The organism is Mycobacterium sp. Soil_C_30 (assembly GCF_057656995.1).
The window spans coordinates 77,432-91,059 of sequence record NZ_JBDGJH010000012.1; the positions used below are offsets into that span (position 1 = coordinate 77,432).

The window sequence follows — 13,628 nt, forward strand, 5'->3', positions numbered from 1 at the left end:
TCGCCGAGGCGGCGACGAAGGACCTAGGCGGTCCACCACTGCCGCAGCGGCAGGCCGCCGTCGCTACCCTTGCCGTCGAGCTTGACCGCCAGAACCTGGTGCAGCTGCACCACATTCGATTCGAAGCCCAAACGAGATCCGGCCATGTACAGGCCCCAGACCTTGGCTGTCGGCAACCCGACCTCGGCAACCGCCTCATCCCAGTGTTCGACGAGGTTGCGGCACCAGTCGCGCAGGGTCATCGCATAGTGGTGGCGCAAGTTCTCCTCGTGCACCACTTCGAGCCCGACGTCCTGGGCGTCGGAAATGATGCGGCCCGAGCCGGTCAACTCACCGTCCGGGAACACGTAGCGGTCTATGAAACCGCCGGCAGCCGCCCCCGTTCTGTTGTCGGGCCGGGTGATGCAGTGGTTGAGCAGCAACCCGCCGGGGCGCAGCTTCGACTGCAGGAACCGGAAGTACGACGGGTAGTTGTGCACCCCGATGTGTTCGGTGAGCCCGATCGAGGACACCGCGTCGAACTGGGATTCCCGCACGTCGCGGTAATCGGTGTGACGCACCTCGGCCAGGTCCGCCAGACCCTCGTCGGCAATGGCCTTCTGCGCCCAGGCCGCCTGCTCGGCGGACAAGGTGGCGCCGATGACCTTGACGCCGTGCCGGGCCGCGTAGCGCACCATGCCGCCCCAGCCGCAGCCGACGTCCAGCAGTCGATCGCCGGGCTTGAGCCGCAGCTTCTCGAACACCAGGCGGTACTTGTTGTCCTGCGCCGCTTCCAGTGAGGCGTCGGCGTCGGGGTAGTAGGCGCACGTGTAGGTCATCGACGGGCCGAGCACCCACTCATAGAAGGCGTTCGACACGTCGTAGTGGTGGTGAATGGCCTCGGCATCACGAGTCTTGCTGTGCCGCAGCCCCTCTGCGACGCGCCGCCAGCGTGGCAGCGCCTCCTGCGGCGGCGGCGCGATGGGCTTGAGATGCTCGAGGCCGATGGAGCGGACGATGGCGGCCAGCGTGCGGGCCGGGGGGAGCTTGAAGTTCAGCTTGTCGCTGAGTGCCTTGAGCAACGGATACGGATCACCGGGGTGCACGCCGCGGGCATCGAGGTCACCGGCGATGTAGGCGCGGGCCAGGCCCAGATCGCCGGGTGCGGTAGCCAGATAGGTGGTGCCCCGGGGGGTGAGCAGATCAAGCCCCAGGTCGGCGTTCTCCGGGCCCGCCGTGCTTCCGTCATAGGCGGTGAACTTCAAGGGGAGTTCGCCACCGGCGGTGAAAATCTCGAGGATCTCCGCCAACGTGAACTTGGCCGGCTTGGCCGGGGCAGGGTCTTTGAACAGCGTCATCGTCGTTGCACCGCCTTCGCATACAGATCGAGCAGCCGTGAATCTGGATCGTAGGTCTTCTTCACCGTCTTGTAGGCCTCGCCGCCGTACAAGTCGTCGAACTCATCCTCTGAGTAATAAGCGTCCGAGTACAGCGACTTATGCCCGTCCAGCGCGCTGACTTTCCGTTCGATCAGTTTGTTGGTGTACCCGATTTCGGGGCCGACGGGCACCGAGGACCAGAAGCCGACATTGACATAGGTGTGACCAGGACGGATCGGGTAGAGCGGCCAGCTCTCGGGGCCGCGTAACCGCAAGGGGCACAGCCAGATCGGTTCGATGGGTACTTCGGCAAGGAACCACTCGAGAAACTCGGCGGTGCGCTCGATGGGCACTTCGATGTCCTGTACCACCCTTTCGCGCGGTGGGCGGCCGTTGCGCTTCTCTATCCTGTCGGCGATGTCGAATCGCTGGTCGTACCCGATCAGCTTCCAGTAGAAGCTGCTTCGGCGGTAGCGGCGCGGCCACAACCGACGGATCCGGGGGTTCTGCGCGCCGAAAGCCCGTGAGCACCAGAACCAGTCGGTGTCCCAGCGCCACAGGTAGTCGTGAATGGTCAAACGGTCGTGCTTTTCCCCCGATTCGTGACGGATCGACTGATAGTAGATGTCGTTTCCTGTGTAATCGCTGACAGGACCCGGTGTTTCAGTTTGGATCCCGAGGATCAGGTAGGACTCGTCGGCGGTGAACACCACGCCGTCGAGGTAGTCCACCCGCGTGCCGTCGTGGCCGCCGGTCTCGACGATGCGGTCCATCTCCGACATCAGGTCCGTCAACGAGTGGAAACGCAGATGTTTGAGCGCGACGAACGGTTTGACCTGCTCCAGCTCGATGCGTAACCGAACCGAGTAACCAAGGGTGCCATACGAATTCGGGAACGCCCGGAAGAGGTCCGGATTCTGCTCGGGGGACGCGGTGAGGATCTCGCCGGTGCCGGTGAGGATGTCCATCTCCAGCACCGACTCATGCGGCAACCCGTTGCGGAACGACGTGGATTCGATCCCGAGCCCGGTGACGGCGCCGCCGAGGGTGATCGTCTTGAGTTGCGGCACCACCAACGGTGACAACCCGTACGGCAGCGTCGCCGCCACCAGGTCCTCGTAGGTGCACATACCGGCCACGTCGGCGGTGCGGGCCTCGGCGTCCACCGAGATGACCCCCGTCAGTCCCGAGGTGTCGAGACCGGGAGCGTCGCGCTTGGCGCGGGCCCGGAACAGATTGGACGTTGGTTTGGCGAGGCGGACGGTGGCGGTGGACGGGATGGCGCGGTAGCTAGCCAGTAACCGCTCGACGCCGGAAGCGTGAGCGGAACGTGCGTCGGCTACGGGAACAGACACGCATATACGCTAGTCCGGGACTACGGCCGATGCGACCGCACGGCTGTGCACCGAGCGTCACGATTTCGCGACAGAGGAGTTTTACCTGATGGGACAGGTCAGCGCGGCCAGCACGGTCCTGATCAACGCCACGCCGGAGGCGGTTCTGGCCGCCGTCGCCGACTACGAGAACGTCCGGCCGAAGATTCTCTCCGAGCACTACAGCGAGTACAAGGTGCTCGAAGGCGGGCACGGCGCGGGCACCGTCGTCACCTGGAAACTGCAGGCCACCAAGTCGCGCTCCCGTGTGGTGAAGGCCAGCGTCGACGTGGCCGGGCGCACCGTCATCGAGAAGGACGCCAACTCGTCTCTCATCACCAACTGGACGGTGGCTCCCGCGGGCACCGGCTCGACCGTCACCACCAAGACGTCGTGGACCGGCGCCGGCGGGGTCAAGGGCTTCTTCGAGAAAACGTTCGCGCCGCTGGGCCTGAAGAAGATCCAGGCCGAGGTGCTGGAGAACCTCAAGAAGCAGGTAAAGGGCTAGCCCGTCTGCAGGAACGCGACGACGCCGCGCACCACGGCGTCGGCGTACTTCTGCCGGCCCTCCGGGGTGGTGATCAGTGCTTTGTCGGCGGGGTTCTTCATGTTGCCCAGCTCGACCAGGATCGACGGGTACTGCGCCAGGTTGAGGCCGGCGATGTCGGAGCGCGGGTTCAGACCGCCCTGGCCGATGTAGTTCGACGGCGGGAGCCCTGAGGCCTGCAGCTGGTCGCGCATCAACTGCGCGAACCGGATCGAGGGACCGGCCTGCGCGTTGTTCAGCGGGGGCGACGAATACAGCACGTGGAACCCCCGGCCGGTGGCCGGTCCGCCGTCGGCGTGGATCGACACGATGGCATCGGGCTGCAACTGGTTGGCCATGGCGGCGCGTTCGTCGACGCAGGGCCCCAGCGCGTTGTCGTTGCCGCGGGACATCGCGGTGCGCACGCCGAGGGCGGTCAGCGCCTGCCGGACGCGCAGGGTGGTCTCCCAGGTGAACGAGTGCTCGGGGTAACCCTCATCGGTGGAAGTGCCGCTGGCCTGGCAATCCTTGGTGCCGCCTCGTCCGGTCGGCACCTGCCTGCTGATCGAGGCGTCGTTGGCGCCGTTGTGCCCCGGATCGAGAAAGACGATCTTGCCGGCGACGCCTGCGGGTAAGGCCGAAGCGGGGGACGCAGTGATCACGGACGCGGCGACGAGCACACCGGTGACCATCGCGGCCCCGACACGCAGACAGGCTGGCACTGGCACGGCGTCACCGTAGCGGCCGGGCGTCTAGGCTTGAAAGGGCAAAAGCCCATCACGCCGCAGTCGAGACCAACACGAAATCAAGATGCAAGGGGACTGTCATGCAACCCGGAGGCACGCCCGATATGTCAGCACTGCTGGCTCAGGCGCAGCAGATGCAGCAGCAGGTGATGGAAGCGCAGGAGGCACTCGCCAACACCGAGGTGCACGGGCAGGCCGGCGGTGGCTTGGTCCAGGTGACCATCAAGGGCAGCGGTGAAGTCACGGGTATCGCGATCGACCCCAAAGTCGTCGATCCGCAGGACATCGAGACTCTGCAGGACCTGATCGTCGGCGCGTTCGCCGACGCGTCCAACCAGGTGGCCGCCTTGGCGAAGAGCCGGCTGGGCGGGTTGGCCGGAATGGGCGACGCCCTGGGTCTGCCGGGATTCTGAGATTGTCCCGGAATGTTTGAGGGCCCCGTCCAGGATCTGATCGACGAGCTGGGCAAGCTGCCCGGCGTCGGCCCCAAGAGCGCGCAGCGGATCGCTTTCCACCTGTTGTCGGTGGAACCGCCGGATATCGACCGGTTGACCGCGGTGCTGGGCCGGATCCGCGACGGCGTCACTTTCTGCGAGGTGTGCGGCAACGTCTCCGATGCGCAGCGCTGCCGGATCTGCGGTGACCCACGTCGGGACGGCACGATGGTGTGCGTCGTCGAAGAACCCAAGGACGTCCAGGCCGTCGAACGCACCCGCGAATTCCGCGGCCGCTACCACGTACTGGGCGGGGCGCTGGATCCGTTGTCGGGGGTGGGGCCCGAGCAGTTGCGGATCCGGGAACTGCTGAACCGCATCGGTGAGCGCGTCGACGGGGTCGACATCACCGAGGTCATCATCGCCACCGACCCCAACACCGAGGGCGAGGCCACGGCCACCTACCTGGTGCGGATGCTCCGCGACATCCCGGGGCTGACCGTCACCCGGATCGCGTCCGGCCTGCCGATGGGTGGTGACCTGGAATTCGCCGACGAGCTGACCCTGGGCCGCGCCCTGGCCGGCCGCCGCGCGATGGCCTGACCCGGTCAGGCTGCGGTGAAAAGCTCCGCCATCATCATGTCCACCACTCGCTTCTCGTCGGCGGTCACCAGCACCACACCGTCGGCGATGCCGAGGCGCTGCACGTCGGCGATCAAACCGGCCAACCCGCGTGGCGTCCCGACATAGCGCAGCGACTCCGACGGCGGTCGACTGTCCAGTGCCCGGAATGCGGCGGTGGCGTCGGTGTCGATGAGCACCTCGACGTCGAGATAGATCGCGGCGGTGCCGTGGGCACGCAGCGCACGGGCCTTGCGGGCGGCGTCGCGGAGATCCGCGGCCTGGATCCTGGTCATGACAGCTCCTGGAATGCCGGAACCACTTCTTTGATGAACAGTTCGAGCGACTTTCGTTTCTCCTCGTGCGGCAGGCTGTTGTCACACCAGAAGCTGAACTCGTCGATGCCCAGCTCCTGATAGAACCGCAACCGCTCGACCACCTGTTCCGGGGTGCCGATCATGGCGGTGCGGTGCAGCGAGTCCAACTCGAACTCGGGCCGGCTCGCGAACTTCGACTCCGGGCTCGGCTCGAGGAACCCGTCGACCGGAGTGCTCTTGTTGCCGAACCACGCATCGAAGGTGCGGTAGAACTTCGAGATCGCCGCGGCCGCGGGTCGCCACCCGTCGGGTTCCTCGGCGGCGTGCACGTGCGTGTGGCGTAGCACCATGATCTCGGGCCGCGTGACCTCGGGATGGTTCTCCACCGCGGTGTCGAACTTGCGCTTGAGGTCGACAACCTCTTCGTCGTCCTTCATCAGCGGCGTGACCATCACATTGCAGCCCTCGCGCACCGCGAAGTCGTGCGAGTCGGGGTCACGCGCGGCCACCCACATCGGTGGGGTCGGTTGTTGAATCGGTTTGGGGACGCTCGTCGAGGTCGGGAACTGCCAGATCTCCCCGTCGTGGGCGTAATCGCCCTGCCAGAGTTTGCGCACCGCCGGAACCAGCTCACGCAGATGTTTACCCCCGTCGGTGGCCGGCAGCCCGGCCGCCATCCGGTCGAACTCGAATTGGTAAGCACCACGGGCCAATCCGATCTCGGCGCGGCCGTTGCTGATCACGTCGAGCAGCGCGCATTCGCCGGCCGCACGAATCGGGTGCCAGAACGGCGCGATGATGGTCCCCGCACCGAGTCGGATGGTGGTCGTTTTGCCGGCCAGGTAGGCCAGCAGCGGCATCGGACTGGGCGAGATGGTGTATTCCATGCTGTGGTGCTCGCCGATCCACACCGTTCCAAAGCCGCCGGCTTCCGCCAGCAGAGTGAGTTCGGCCAGGTTCTCGAACAATTCGCGGTGGCTTACCTGGTCATCCCACCGTTCCATGTGCACGAACAACGAAAATCTCATGACTGCTCCCTGGTTCTGGTTTGGGAATCCGGTGTCGGTCGAGCGTCCGGTGTCGGTCGAGCGTCCATCTCGGTCAAGGTGACGTCGCCGGTGGCCCAGTGGGCCCGGGGGATTTCGCGCACGATGACGCGGATGTGTTCGGGTGCGGTGTTCACCGTGCGGAGGACGGCATGGTGCACTTCGTGCATCATCGCGCGGATCTGTTCCGCGGAACGGCCCTGTCCGATGGTCACTTCGACGAGAGGCATGTCAGCTCCGCATCACGAACGGGTCGGGAACCGGACCCTCGTTGGTGTTGATCCAGATGCTCTTGAGCCGGGTGTACTCTTTGATGGTCTCGGCTCCGTGCTCGATGCCGACACCGCTGCTCTTGAAGCCCTGACGCGGTGACATCGGTGACATGGCGCGGTAGGTGTTGACCCAGATGGTGCCGGCTTCGAGCCGGCTGGCAACCCGATGTGCGCGAGCAAGATTCGTTGTCCACACGCCGGCCGCGAGACCGTACTCGGTGTCGTTGGCCAGCCGGAGAACCTCGTCCTCGGTGTCGAAGGGCATGATGGCGGCGACGGGACCGAAGATCTCCTCGCGCACCACCCGCATCTGGTTGTCGACATCCACCAGCACCGTCGGCTCGTAGAAGTACCCGCCGAGGCCGGCATCGGTGGCGCGCCCGCCGGCGAGCACCCGCGCGCCTTCAGAGCGCCCGATGTCCACGTATGAGGCCACCTTGTCACGCTGGTCGGCGAAAGCCAGCGGGCCCAGCTCGGTGTCGTCGTCGAGGGGGTTACCCATCCGAATACTCTTGGCGCGCTGGGTGACCCGCTCCAGCAGCTCGTCGTAGATGGCCCGCTGGGCGAATACCCGGCTGCCGGCGATGCAGGTCTGGCCTGCCGCGGCGAAGATTCCGGCCACCACACCGGTGGCAGCGTTGGCGATGTTGGCGTCGTCGAAGACGATGTTGGGTGACTTGCCACCGAGTTCCAGGGTGGAACCGATGAACCGGCCCGCAGCGGCAGAGGCAATCCGCGACCCGGTCGCTGTGCTGCCGGTGAACGAGATCTTGCCCAGGGCAGGATGATCGACCAGCGGCTGACCGGCCTCGGCGCCGAAACCGGAGACCACGTTGACCGCCCCGGGCGGGAAACCGGCCTCGACCGCCAACTCCGCCAGACGCAGCACGGTCGCGGAGGTGTACTCCGACGGTTTGATCACCACGGTGTTCCCGACACACAACGCGGGGGCCAGCTTGCTGGTGGTCAGAGTCAGCGGCGAGTTCCACGGCGTGATGGCGCCCACAACACCGAGCGGCTCGCGGGAGGTGTAGTTGAGCACCTGGCGGTCGGAGGTCGGGATGACATCGCCGTTGATCTTGTCGGCCAGGCCGGCGTAGAAGTAGTAGTACTCCGGCAGCGTCGCGAGCTGACCGCGCATCTCGCGCAACAGTTTCCCGTTGTCCAGCGATTCGGAGCGAGCCAACTCCTCGGCGTTCTCACCGATGAGGTCACCCAGGCGGCGCAGTAGATGACCGCGACGGGTCTGGCTGAGATCGCGCCAGCGCGGGTCGTCGAAGGCTTCGCGCGCGGCAGTGACCGCGGCGTTGATGTCGTCGGCGTTGCCCCGGGCGGCTTTGTACAGCACCTCGCGGGTGGCGGGGTTGGTGCTCTCGAAGTACTCACCGGAGGTGGGTTCGACCGGTTCACCACCGATGAAGTGCTGCAACCGTTTCAGATCAGACATGGGTGAACCTTCCAAGGAATGTGGACAGGTGGTCGGCGAGTACGCCGGGTCGCTCGACGGGCAGCATGTGACGGGTTCCGGGTACGACGACCGCCGTGCATCCCGGGATGGCAGCGGCCAGTCGATGCGTCATGGCGGGCGTGGACCCCGGGTCGCACTCCCCGGTTATCGCGAGCGCAGGCACGGTGATTCCGCGCAAGAACGGCGCGACCTCCGCGTCGGCGGTGGCGAACACCCTGTAGCAGTTGACGAAGCTTGCCGGATCGTTGGCCAGCAGCGTCCTCCTGGTGTGCTCCACCAGCTCGGCGTCGACATCGGTGCCGTCGTACCAGCGGCGCAGCGACGCTGAAACGCTGCCCTGGAAATCGGTGGACGCATTCTCGAGGCGGGCCAGCACGGCGGCCCGCTCGTCAGGGGTGCGGTCACACACCGAACTCACCGACGTCAACGACGCTGCCAGTTCGGGCCGGTGGATCGCCAGATGCTGGGCGACCAGTGCGCCGAGTGAGAATCCCACGAGGTGCGAATGCGCCGGAATCTGTTCGGCGACAGCGCCCGCCAGATCTGCGAGGGTCACGCCAACGGGTGCCTGCGGGTTGGTGCCGTGCCCGGGCAGGTCAGGGCTGATGACCTGGACCTGCCCGGGTAGGCGAGCGATCACCGGCTCCCACACGCTGTGGTCAAGACCTACCCCGTGGAGGAGAACCAGTGTCGGCGCTGACATGACCTGTGCCCGTTTACTGTTCGGTGGACAGCGCAGCCAGGCGCTGTTGCGGGCGGCCCTGTGCAGCCGCGGCGAGCGCGACGATTATCTCGTCGGGGTGCGGTGCGTCGGGGATGCGTACTTCCACGGTCTGGTGATGGGAGCGGATGGTCGCGTCGGTGATGTGCTTGAGCGGGATGTCGAACAGAACGCCTGCGGGCCCACGCTTCTCGACCGCCGGCAGCAACGTGGTGGCGTTGGCGGCCTTGCGGAAGTGGTCGCCGAACTTGAGGGTGTGGATCAGGCCGGAGCCGTGCTCGATCTCTCCGTTGAGCCCGACGATGGCGGCTTTGCCGTAGGCCTCGGCGGTGGCGTCGAGCGCGTCGAGAACCTGGGGCGCGAGCAGCGCTCCGAGGTCGGAAGCGGTGCTGTCGATGCCCGGTCCCAAGTCTTCGACGAAACCTTCTCCCGCCCAGGGGTTGTCGATGACGGCGGCGACGATCGCGACCCGCGCCGGCGGGTACACCTCGCGGCCGCCTTCGGTGCGGATCTCTTCGACAACGCTGACGATCTTGCGGATCTTCATGACAGAACGCTCTCCAGTTTCTCTAGGGTGACGGCGGGATCGGTACTGCGGTCCCCGATGCGGGGATGGGGGCGGGAGCCGGTCGAGGCCGCGGCGATGATGACGATCTCGTCGTGCCGAGGCGCGTCGGACACCCGGGTGGACACGGTTTGGTAGTGACTGCGCGTCGCTGCCTGCGTCTTGTGCCACAGCGGCACCACCAACGGCTCGCCCGCCTCAGCGCGCGCGTCTGCGAAGCAGATGATCGACGTGCCGTCGAGGAACTCACGCAGCAGATTGCCGAAGTACGGAGTGTGGATCAGCGCCCCGCCGTGCTCGATCTCGCCGCTGCTGCCCACGATGGCCGCCTTGCCGAAAGCCTCGACGGCATCAACACCACCCAGGGTGTCGAGCAAGCGTTCGCTGACAATCTTCGCCAGCACCGGCGCGATGTGGGCGACCTCGGGCGACAGGTCATGTGTGGGGCCGGTGCCCATCCACGGGTTGCGGATGACCGCCGCCACGCTGGCCTGAAGCGCCGGCCGCAGCGGTGCTACCCCGGCCTCCGTGAGGACGGCCTCGCGGTGAACAACCAGCTTTCGCAAACCGATCTCCGTGCTTTCTTGCATGCAACAGACGGTAGTGCATGCACGCAAGAGGGTCAAGGGTGAGGTGGCGTGGAGATGACGCCAGAGACGGGCCGACTCACCTAGGCATGGGGCTAAAGAGCAGTTCAAAGGCGTTCCTGGCGCAGGTGAGGACCATACCGCCGCCGCGTGAGCTGCCCTTGATGTGTCAGCGCGCCCCGCTACTGTTGACACTGGCTTGTGATGGCTATTACATTCTGTTGTATGCCAGTGATGTCGCCTGGCATACCAACGCCTGAGGAGTAACCCATGGCCAATCGCCTGAGCGCCCGCACCGTCGCGACCAAGACCGCTGCACCTGACGCAGCCCAACCGACCTCGTCGGCTGAGGAGCCGGCGCCGCCGTCGTCGGAGTCGTCGGTGATCGGCAGGCTAGGCACCGTCTTCTGGACCTCGGTGGGCGTCTCGGCGATCTTCGTGGCCTGGGCGGTGCTGTTCACCGACAACCTCAACGCCGTCACCACGACGTCACTGAACTGGGTGACCGGCAGCTTCGGCTGGCTGTACCTGGTGGTGACCCTGGCAATCCTGGTGTTCCTGATCTTCTTGGCCTTCAGCCCCTACGGCGACATCAGGCTCGGCAAGGACAGCGACCGCCCCGAGTTCGGGACCATCTCGTGGTTGGCGATGATCCTGAGTGCGGTGATGGGCATCGGCTTGGTCTCCTATGGCGTGGCCGAACCGATTTCACATCTGGCAGACCCTCCGCACGGGCTGGCTCAGCCCGGCACACCCGAGGCCGCGGTCCGCGCGCTGCAATACTCCTACTTCGACTGGGGTCTGCACGCGTGGGCGATCTTCGCCGTGTTCGGTCTCGCCATCGCCTATTCCACGTACCGAAAAGGCCGGCGGATCCTGGTGAGTCAGTTGTTTCGTCCGTTGCTCGGTGACAAAGTGGACGGCCCCATCGGCAAGGTGATCGACGTGATGGCAGTGTTCGCAACACTGTTCGGCACCACTACCTCGCTGGGGTTGGGCGCGCTGCAGGTCAACAACGGGCTGGGTTCGCTGTTCGGGGTTCCGGTCAACAACGTCACCCAGGTGCTCATCATCGCCGCCGTGACCGCCATCTTCACCATGTCAGCGGTCACCGGTGTCAGCAAGGGCATCAAGTTCCTCAGCCAGGGCAGCGCAGTCCTGGCGATCGCGCTGTTCGTGTTCATGCTCGTCGTCGGACCCGCCGTGTTCATCGCCAATCTCTACATCGAGTCGCTGGGCACCTGGGCTTCTGACTTCTTCCGGATGTCGCTGCAAGGCACCGCTTTCGGCGGCCTCGAATGGATGCAGTGGTGGACCTACTTCATGCTCGCCTGGTGGGTGGCCTGGGGTGCCTTCGTCGGCGTCTTCCTGGCCAGGATCTCCCGGGGACGCACCATCCGCGGATTCATCGTCGGTGTTCTCGTCGTCCCCAGCGTCGTGTTCTTCACCTGGTTCACCGTCTTCGGCGGCACTGCCATCCACGTCGACATGTTCGAGGGCGGCAACATCGCCGAGCGCACCGCCGCCGACATCAACAGCGCCTTCTTCGCAACCCTGGAGAACTTCCCGTTCGCGACGGTAACCTCGGTGATCGCCATCCTGCTGGTCGTCATGTTCTTCGTCTCCGGCGCTGACGCCAACACGTTTGTACTCGGCATGATGACCTGCAACGGATGCCTCACCCCCAAGCGCACCGTTCTGATCCTGTGGGGCGTTCTCACCGGGCTCACCGCGATCGTGCTGATGCTGGCCGGTGGCCTGACCGCACTGCAGAACACCGTCATCGTCGCCTCACTGCCCTTCCTCGTGATCATCGCGGGATTGACCGTCTCGTTCTGGATGGACCTCATCGCAGACCGTCGCGCCATGACAGCCAAGGCCGTAGCCGAACTCGCCAAGAAAGTGGAAACGCATGTCTGACAACAATATTCGGCGCAGTCAGATTCGCGCCGCGTGGGAAGCGGCCTGGGACAAGGGCGAAGTCGACGCCCTCGACGCCATCCTAAGCCCGGAGTACCGGCGCATCGGTGCCAGCGGCGACCCACAGGGCCTCACCGAGTTCAAAGCGTCGATCATCGCCACCCGGTCGGCGTTCCCCGACCTGACCACCGTCATCGACGAGCTGGTGGTCGAGGGGGACAAGGCCGCGATCCGCTGGCACAGCAACGGAAATCATCAGCACTCGTTCCTGGGGGTGCCTGCGACCAAGCGTCCGGTCGCGGTCAGTGGAGCGACGTTCGCGCGCTTCGACGGCGAACGCATCGTGGAGGAGCACGTCACCTGGGATCCGCGAACCCTGTTGTCGGCGTTGGGCATCCTGGCAGTCGGGATGGACCGGTGAGCACCACAGCACCCGACCTGGACGTGATAAAGCAGGTCAACCGGCAGTTCGTCACGGGTGTCACCGTGGTCACCGCTATGGACGGGGACACCCCCCGCGGCTTGGCGGTGAATGCGTTCGCGAGCATCTCGCTGGCCCCGCCGACGGTGATGGTGGCGGTGCAGCACACCTCGTCCACGCATGAGTGCCTGTTCACCGCGGAACATCTGGCGATCAACATCCTGTCCACCGAGCAGCTCGATGTGGTGACGACGTTCGCCACCAAGTCGACAGACAAGTTCGCCGACTTGGATTGGCGGCCCGGCCCGTTCGGGAGCCCGCTGATCGCGCGTAGCGCTGCCGTCATGGAGGTGGAGATCCGCGAGCGTCTGCAGGCCAGTACCCACACCGTATTCATCTGCCGGGTCGTTCACGCCGAGGTCAGCGAACACCATCCCATGGTGTACAGCGCCGGTAAGTTCTTCGATGGCGGCGCGCTGGCAGCGCTGCACTGACACGAGGAATGCAGGTGGCGGGCACGAACGGTTCGAGCAACGGCTCGATTCAAGGGCGGTTGATCGCCGAGATCCGTCGGCGGATCATCGCCGGTGAGATCTCACCCGGGGTCAACATCTCCGAGCTGGCGATCGCCGAGGAGTTCGGGGTGTCCCGAACCCCGGTCCGCGAGACTTTCAAACAGCTGCAGACAGAAGGCTTGATCGAGATCCGGCCTCGGGTCGGCACCTTCGTCACGGCGCCGTCGCGGCGTGAGATCACCGAACTGTTCGAGATGAAAGAACTGCTCGAGGGCGCCGCCGCCCGGCTGTTGGCACAGCGGGGCCGGGTGCCGGAGATCGACCAGTTGGAGGAGAACCTCCGGCAGGCCGACGACGCCGTGGCCCGCGACGATCGCGAACGCTACGCCGAACTGGTCGAGGAGTTCCACAACCTGCTGATCCAGGGCGCCGACAACAGCAAACTCGAGGCACACTATCGCACCCTGATGAACCAGCTGGCGTATGCGCGTCTGGTCAACACGTCGCTCAGTCAGCCGGGCCGGCCGCTGCAGTCCGACCGCGAACACCACCATGTGCTGGACCTGATCATCGCCAAGGACGGTGACAGTGCCGAGTGGGTGATGCGTGAGCATGTCCGGGCCAGCCGGCGCGCGTTGTTGGCCGGTCTGGAGAAATCCGCGCGCTGACCTCCTGGCCGGGCCCTGTTCCCACGCGACACGTAACCATTTGCGACGACACGCCGGTATCCGTCGCAGA

The 13,628-nt window shown here is 65.6% G+C and carries 16 protein-coding genes and 1 pseudogene; 7 read left to right on the plus strand and 10 right to left on the minus strand.

What is annotated here, in order from left to right; translation table 11 throughout:
* Window positions 1-23 precede the first annotated feature (23 nt).
* Entirely contained in the window at window positions 24-1,337 is a 1,314-nt protein-coding gene (locus AC3A6P_RS21625) for a class I SAM-dependent methyltransferase (protein WP_487693809.1), read from the minus strand.
* Window positions 1,334-2,713: an FAD-binding oxidoreductase gene (locus AC3A6P_RS21630; protein WP_487693810.1), complete on the minus strand. Its 1,380-nt coding sequence runs from the start codon at window positions 2,711-2,713 to the stop codon at window positions 1,334-1,336. The genes AC3A6P_RS21625 and AC3A6P_RS21630 overlap by 4 nt, the downstream gene beginning before the upstream one ends.
* 88 nt (window positions 2,714-2,801) lie before the next feature.
* Between AC3A6P_RS21630 and AC3A6P_RS21635 the strand changes: the two genes are divergently transcribed.
* The gene (locus AC3A6P_RS21635; RefSeq protein WP_487693812.1) at window positions 2,802-3,239 is read left to right on the plus strand and encodes an SRPBCC family protein; all 438 of its coding nucleotides are present in this window, start codon (window positions 2,802-2,804) and stop codon (window positions 3,237-3,239) included.
* Here AC3A6P_RS21635 and AC3A6P_RS21640 read toward each other — a convergent pair.
* Window positions 3,236-3,979 carry an Rv3717 family N-acetylmuramoyl-L-alanine amidase gene (locus AC3A6P_RS21640; protein ID WP_487693967.1) on the minus strand — a complete coding sequence of 248 codons (744 nt, stop codon included), beginning with the start codon at window positions 3,977-3,979 and terminating at the stop codon, window positions 3,236-3,238. The two genes, AC3A6P_RS21635 and AC3A6P_RS21640, sit on opposite strands and share 4 nt — an antisense overlap.
* 104 nt (window positions 3,980-4,083) lie before the next feature.
* Here AC3A6P_RS21640 and AC3A6P_RS21645 point away from each other — a divergent pair.
* Both AC3A6P_RS21645 and recR read left to right on the plus strand, forming a co-directional pair.
* Window positions 4,084-4,383 (plus strand): annotated as a pseudogene (locus tag AC3A6P_RS21645) (YbaB/EbfC family nucleoid-associated protein); the annotation flags it as partial.
* Between the two features lie 45 nt (window positions 4,384-4,428).
* Window positions 4,429-5,040, plus strand: a complete 612-nt coding sequence (gene recR, locus AC3A6P_RS21650; RefSeq protein ID WP_487693813.1) for a recombination mediator RecR — start codon at window positions 4,429-4,431, stop codon at window positions 5,038-5,040.
* Window positions 5,041-5,045: 5 nt separating this feature from the next.
* Here the strand turns inward: recR and AC3A6P_RS21655 are convergent, their stop codons facing one another.
* From AC3A6P_RS21655 to AC3A6P_RS21685, 7 genes are read right to left on the minus strand one after another with little or no spacing between them, the layout of a single operon-like run.
* Entirely contained in the window at window positions 5,046-5,354 is a 309-nt protein-coding gene (locus AC3A6P_RS21655) for a hypothetical protein (RefSeq protein ID WP_487693814.1), read from the minus strand.
* The gene (locus AC3A6P_RS21660; protein ID WP_487693815.1) at window positions 5,351-6,403 is read right to left on the minus strand and encodes an LLM class flavin-dependent oxidoreductase; all 1,053 of its coding nucleotides are present in this window, start codon (window positions 6,401-6,403) and stop codon (window positions 5,351-5,353) included. Before AC3A6P_RS21660 ends, AC3A6P_RS21655 begins: the two co-directional genes overlap by 4 nt.
* Complete coding sequence (locus AC3A6P_RS21665) at window positions 6,400-6,651, minus strand: tautomerase family protein (RefSeq protein WP_487693816.1); 252 nt, start codon at window positions 6,649-6,651, stop codon at window positions 6,400-6,402. The genes AC3A6P_RS21660 and AC3A6P_RS21665 overlap by 4 nt, the downstream gene beginning before the upstream one ends.
* Before the next feature lies 1 nt (window position 6,652).
* Window positions 6,653-8,140 (minus strand): aldehyde dehydrogenase, encoded by a 1,488-nt coding sequence (locus AC3A6P_RS21670; protein ID WP_487693817.1) that lies wholly within the window; start codon window positions 8,138-8,140, stop codon window positions 6,653-6,655.
* A complete protein-coding gene (locus AC3A6P_RS21675) occupies window positions 8,133-8,864 on the minus strand; it encodes an alpha/beta fold hydrolase (RefSeq protein WP_487693818.1) in 732 nt (243 codons plus the stop codon). The genes AC3A6P_RS21670 and AC3A6P_RS21675 overlap by 8 nt, the downstream gene beginning before the upstream one ends.
* Window positions 8,865-8,877: 13 nt before the next feature.
* The gene (locus AC3A6P_RS21680) at window positions 8,878-9,429 is read right to left on the minus strand and encodes an amino acid synthesis family protein (protein ID WP_487693819.1); all 552 of its coding nucleotides are present in this window, start codon (window positions 9,427-9,429) and stop codon (window positions 8,878-8,880) included.
* Window positions 9,426-10,037: an amino acid synthesis family protein gene (locus AC3A6P_RS21685; RefSeq protein ID WP_487693820.1), complete on the minus strand. Its 612-nt coding sequence runs from the start codon at window positions 10,035-10,037 to the stop codon at window positions 9,426-9,428. Before AC3A6P_RS21685 ends, AC3A6P_RS21680 begins: the two co-directional genes overlap by 4 nt.
* Window positions 10,038-10,304: 267 nt before the next feature.
* On the opposite strand from AC3A6P_RS21685, the gene AC3A6P_RS21690 reads away from it, so the two are divergent.
* Genes AC3A6P_RS21690 through AC3A6P_RS21705 form a run of 4 tightly spaced genes read left to right on the plus strand, consistent with a single transcriptional unit; the run spans window position 10,305 to window position 13,558 of the window.
* Window positions 10,305-11,954, plus strand: a complete 1,650-nt coding sequence (locus tag AC3A6P_RS21690; RefSeq protein ID WP_487693821.1) for a BCCT family transporter — start codon at window positions 10,305-10,307, stop codon at window positions 11,952-11,954.
* A complete protein-coding gene (locus tag AC3A6P_RS21695) occupies window positions 11,947-12,375 on the plus strand; it encodes an ester cyclase (protein WP_487693822.1) in 429 nt (142 codons plus the stop codon). Before AC3A6P_RS21690 ends, AC3A6P_RS21695 begins: the two co-directional genes overlap by 8 nt.
* Window positions 12,372-12,869 carry a flavin reductase family protein gene (locus tag AC3A6P_RS21700; RefSeq protein WP_487693823.1) on the plus strand — a complete coding sequence of 166 codons (498 nt, stop codon included), beginning with the start codon at window positions 12,372-12,374 and terminating at the stop codon, window positions 12,867-12,869. Before AC3A6P_RS21695 ends, AC3A6P_RS21700 begins: the two co-directional genes overlap by 4 nt.
* Window positions 12,870-12,883: 14 nt before the next feature.
* A complete protein-coding gene (locus AC3A6P_RS21705; protein WP_487693824.1) occupies window positions 12,884-13,558 on the plus strand; it encodes a GntR family transcriptional regulator in 675 nt (224 codons plus the stop codon).
* Window positions 13,559-13,628: the final 70 nt, after the last annotated feature.